The sequence below is a fragment of the Corallococcus sp. AB045 genome (assembly GCF_003668895.1).
Taxonomy (GTDB): Bacteria; Myxococcota; Myxococcia; order Myxococcales; family Myxococcaceae; genus Corallococcus; species Corallococcus coralloides.
On record NZ_RAWN01000354.1, the window covers coordinates 1 to 5,063 of the forward strand.

Annotated in this window: 3 protein-coding genes and 1 pseudogene; all 4 read left to right on the forward strand. The window is 72.4% G+C overall.

All coding sequences use genetic code 11. From position 1 onward, the window contains the following. A pseudogene (locus D7Y21_RS40260) lies at window positions 1-370 on the forward strand (hypothetical protein); the annotation flags it as partial. Between the two features lie 70 nt (window positions 371-440). Continuing rightward, on the forward strand, window positions 441-953 hold the full coding sequence (locus D7Y21_RS40265; RefSeq protein WP_120562661.1) for an FHA domain-containing protein: 513 nt from the start codon (window positions 441-443) through the stop codon (window positions 951-953). Between the two features lie 57 nt (window positions 954-1,010). After that, the gene (locus D7Y21_RS40270; protein WP_120562662.1) at window positions 1,011-2,303 is read left to right on the forward strand and encodes a Stp1/IreP family PP2C-type Ser/Thr phosphatase; all 1,293 of its coding nucleotides are present in this window, start codon (window positions 1,011-1,013) and stop codon (window positions 2,301-2,303) included. Window positions 2,304-2,413: 110 nt separating this feature from the next. Beyond that, window positions 2,414-5,063, forward strand: a 2,650-nt coding sequence (locus D7Y21_RS40275) for a carboxypeptidase regulatory-like domain-containing protein (protein ID WP_121718535.1), incomplete at its 3' end; no start/stop codon positions are given.

The window sequence follows — 5,063 nt, forward strand, 5'->3', positions numbered from 1 at the left end:
GGGGTGGGCGGCGTCATTGCCCGACAGCGCGCTGGCGGACCGGAACCTCTACCTGCCGGTGACCTCCTACTACGAGCACACGGGGCAGGTGGGCTTCGGCTACCGCAACCACCTGCCGGGCAAGGCCCACTGGGGCTTCCAGGTGACGGGCGGCCCCACCTTCTACGGCGCCCACTTCACCACCCAGCCGCCGGACCGCCGCATCGCGGGCACCGTCCAGGGCCGCCTCCAGATTGGCTACCAGCTCCCGCAGGACGTGGGCGTGGGCCTGGCGGTGGGCTACTCGGAGCCCTTCGGCCTGAAGAACCGCAGCTTCGCGCGTGACTTCGTGGGTGGCGTGAACATCGGATTTTTCGCGGATTGGCGGTAGGGGCGCGGTACACTCCATGAGCGAGAGCGGCCCCGCCTGCCGGTGCGGGTAGGGCGCCGCTTCCACGTCCATGGCCGAGCTGCTCAGTGCCCACGTCGCGCGCTACCTGCGCAACCGCGAGGAGTTCGAACGGGGACTCCCGGCGGGAATCCTCCTCTTCACGCCGCCCCTGGGCGCGGTGGCTCCCTCCGACCTGGAGGAGTATCCCGTGCGGACGGTGACCAACGCCGGTCCGCCGACGCTCGGGCAGGACGAACCCATCGTCTTCCCGCTGCTCAAGTCCCAGGGCAACGCCTTCGGCCGGGGCATCACCGTGGGGCGCACCGGCAACAACGACGTCGTCCTGGATGACGGCAGCGTGTCCCGGTTCCACGCGTGGTTTTCAAGGGACGCAGGGGATACCCGTTTTCTACTGACGGATGCGGGCTCGAAGAACGGCTCGTACGTGGCCGGGAGCCGGCTGTTGGCTCGCAAACCCATGGCGGTGGAGGACGGGATGCGGCTGCGCTTCGGTCAGGTGGAGGTCGGCTTCTACACGGCTGGAGGCTTCGCGCGCCTGCTGTCGGTGCGGCTGCAACCCTGAAGCCTTGCCACGTCTTCGGCGGCCTGCGTAACGTGCGGAGTCACCCTCTAGGCACGGATGGGAGCGTTCGCGGTGGCCTTGACCACAGAAGCCTTCGGGCTGACCGATGTCGGCCGGAAACGGCAACACAACGAAGACGCGATGATGGTGGACGCGTCGCTCGGCCTGTTCATGGTCGCCGATGGCATGGGCGGACACGCCGCGGGTGAAGTCGCCAGCGCGCGGGCCACGGAGGTCGTCAAGCAGCACATCGCGGCCAACCGGCACCTGCTCAAGGACCTGGCGCAGAACCCCACGGCGGACAGCCGCTCCGCCGCGGCCGCGCTGGTGGAGGTGGCGGTGCAGCGCGCGTGCGCGGACATCTACCGCACGGCGATGACGGACGCCTCCAAGCGCGGCATGGGCACCACGTTCGTGTGCCTGGCCGTGGGCGGCAACAAGGGCGTCATCGGCCACGTGGGCGACAGCCGCGTGTACCTGGTGCGGCACGGGCAGTGCCACCGGCTCACCGAGGACCACACGCTCGTCGCCGCGCAGCTCAAGGCCGGCACCATCACCAAGGAGCAGGCCGCCACCTCGCAGTACCGCAACGTCATCACCCGCGCGGTGGGCATCCAGGAGTCCGTCCAGGTCGACACGCTCATCGTGGACCTGATGCCCGGCGACGTGTTCCTCCTCTGTTCGGACGGCCTGCACGGCTACGTCGAGGACGAGGAGATTTTGCCCCTGGTCGCGGGGCTGCAGCCCGGGGACCTGCCGCGCAAGTTCGTGGAGATCGCCAACGAGCGCGGCGGCAAGGACAACATCACCGCCGTGGTGGTGAAGGTGGCCGGCGACAGCGCGGCGCTCGCCAGCGAGGAGACGAGCGAGGCGCAGTCGCGCATGGAGGCGCTGCGGAAGATCCCGCTCTTCCGCCACCTCACGTACAAGGAGCAGACGGCGGTGCTGTCCATCGCCACCACGCGCACCTACCCGGCGGGCCGGGAGATCGTGGTGGAGGGGCAGCCGGGCGAGGAGCTCTTCGTCGTCATCCGGGGCCGGGTGGCCATCGAGAAGAACGGCGTGGAGATCGCGGAGCTGCGCTCGGGCGGGCACTTCGGCGAGATGGGCCTCATCGACAATGCGCCCCGCTCCGCCACGGTGCGCGCCACGGAGCCCACGCGGACCATGGTCATCGCCCGCTCTGACTTGATGGGGCTGATGAAGCGCGAAGCCATCCTGGCGGTGAAGATGCTCTGGAGCTTCGTGCAGGTGCTGAGCGACCGGCTGCGCGCCACCAACTCGGAGTTGAGCGAGGCGCGGCAGGAGCTGGCGGTGGCGCAGGCCATCCAGCCGTTCGCGGAGGACTGAGCGGGAACTCCACAGGGCCCCGGGGCGTCCTCAAGAGGACGCTCTGGAATTTCCCGGGGGAAACCGTCGTTGGGGGGCCGGCCTGGGAGTAAGGTCCCGGCCGCGTACACATGCGCAAATGGGTCTTCATCGCGGCGGCCGCCGTGCTGGCGCTCGCCGCCATCGTGCTGGGGCCCCGGTGGGGCGCACCGGCCGCGCGCCCCGTCTCTCCTGTCTCCGCCAGTTCCATCCGCCAGGGGATGCCCGCCTTCAACGCGGTGGCGGTGTCGTCTGGCGCGCAGGAGGGACTGACGCTCACCGGGCGCGTGCTGGACGGCAACGGCCGGCCGGTGGCGGACGCGGAGGTGTCGCTCGCGGCCTCGGCGGAGCGGACGCTGACGGACGTGCGCTGCGACGAGTGTGGACTGGCGCTGCTGGCCTGCACCGCGCACGAGACGGCGCTGCACACGCGGGCCTTCTTCGAACAGCAGCAGGGCTTCCTCACGGCGCGCGCCACGGTGCGTACGGACGCGGAGGGGAAGTTCCGCTTCGAGCACCTGGCGGGCGTGTCCTTCACGGTGTGGGCGCGCTCGGCGGGGCTGGGCGTGGCGCTCAAGGACCGGGCCGCGCCGGGTGAGGCGGTGGAGCTGTACCTGCCGCCCTTGCGGAGCATCACCGGCACGGTGGTGGATGACTCCGGCCAGGCGAGGCCGGGGGCGCGCGTGCGCGCGGTGTCGCGCAAGGTGCCGCTGCCCTTCGAGGCCGTGGCGGGCGCGGGCGGGGCCTTCACGTTGTCGGGCCTGGGCGAGGGCCCCTTCTACGTGCTCGCGGACGCGGAGGGCTTCCAGCCCGCGGTGGCGCAGCACGTGGAGGCGGACTCGCAGCCGCTGCGCCTGAAGCTGACGCCTTCGCGCACGCTGGAGGTGCGCGTGCTGCGCGACGGGGCGCCCGCGGCGGCGACGGTGCGGCTGCGCGGCGACCACCTGACGCGCGAGGAGCACGCGGAGGCGCAGGGCGGGCCGGTGCGCTTCAACGGCCTGTACCCGGACGAGGTGGTGGTGACGGCGGAGGCGCCGGGCTTCGGCTCCGCGCCGCGGACGCTCACGCTGTCGCAGCGGGTGACGCAGGTGACGCTGGTGCTGGAGGCCGCGGGCCGGTTGCTCGTCACGATCGTGGATGAAGACGGCCAGCCGGTGCCCAACCCGCAGCTGCTCCTGCGCACGGTGGCGGGCGACCTCATCCGCCGCGACGCGGTGCCCACCGGAGCCCTGGCGGAGCTGGGGCCGCTGGCGCCGGGTGAGTACGTGCTGGAAGGGCAGGCGGAGGGCTTCACCGCGGCGCAGCTGCCCGCGCGCGTGGGGCCGGGCGAGACGCCGCTGGAGCTGGAGCTGGCGAAGGCCACGGTCATCAGCGGGCAGGTCATCGACGAGTACGGCCGGCCCGCGGCGGGCGTGTCCGTGCTGGTGCAGCCCACGGGCGGCGTGGTGAACGCGGGCGAGGACGGCCACTTCACGGCGCAGGTGCCCATGCCGGGGCTCTACACGCTGCATGCGCACCACTCCGAGTGGGGCGGAGGCAGCGTGCAGGCGTCAGCGCCCGCGACGGACGTGACACTGTCGCTGGAGGCGAAGGCGGGCGCGGACGTGACGGTGACCAGCGGCGGCCGGCGGGTCGAGGGCGCGGACGTGACGATGTGGGCGGATCCGGAGAACATCTTCCGCAGCGACCGCCCCTCCGGGCCGGACGGCGTGGTGCCCATGCGGGGCCTGCCGCCGGGCACGTACCAGCTGGTGGCGTCGCATCCGGAGTACCTGCCATCGAGTCCCCGGCCGGTGACGGTGCAGGACGGAGCGAAGCAGCAGGTGACGGTGGAGCTGGAGGCCGGCGCGCAGCTGACGGGCGACGTGGTGGACGAGGACGGCCAGCCGGTGGTGGGCGCGGCGATGAGCGTGGCGCCGCGCGTGGCGGAGCCGACGCAGTCGGATTCGAGCGGCCACTTCGAGTTCCGCGCGCTGCGGCCGGACCGCACCTACGTGGTGGAGGCGCGCCACGCGAGCTACGAGCCGATGGAGCGGCCGCAGGGCACGCCGGGCGGGCCGCCGGTGCAGGTGAAGATGCGCCGGCGCACGACGTTCCGGGGCCGCGTGGTGGACGACTCGGGCCAGCCGGTGCGCCGCTTCCGGGTGGACGAGCACGACGTGAACAGCCCGGACGGGCGCTTCGAACTGCCGCTGTCCACGGCGGGGGACCGGCTCATCGTCGCGGTGGACGCGGCGGGGTACGAGCCGCAGGTGGTGGACCGTCCCTCGACGCCGCAGGACATGGGCGACATCGTGCTGGTGAAGGCGCCGTCGGTGTCCGGGCGGGTGCGGGATGCGTCGGGCGGGGCGGTGCCGGACGCGGTGGTGACGTGCGACGTGTGTGACGGGTCGGTGCTGTCCGGGCCGGACGGCAACTTCACGCTGGCGAGCCCGCCCTTCGTGCCGCGCTTCACGGTGTCCGCGCGCAAGGGCAAGGTGAGTGGCACGCAGGAGGTGCCGCGAGGCAGCACGGCGCTGGTGGAGCTGACCCTCAAGCCCGCGACGCACCTGACGGGCCGGGTGTACCTGGCGGACGGGAAGCCCGCGGCGGGCGCGCAGGTGGAGGGGCTCAACGCGGACCGCAGCGAGTCGGTGTCGCTCATCACCGGCGCGGATGGCCGCTACAGCGCGGACCTGTCGCCGGGCAACTACCGCTTCGTGGTGGGCGGGCGCGGGGCGGGCCAGCCGGCGGTGGTGGTGC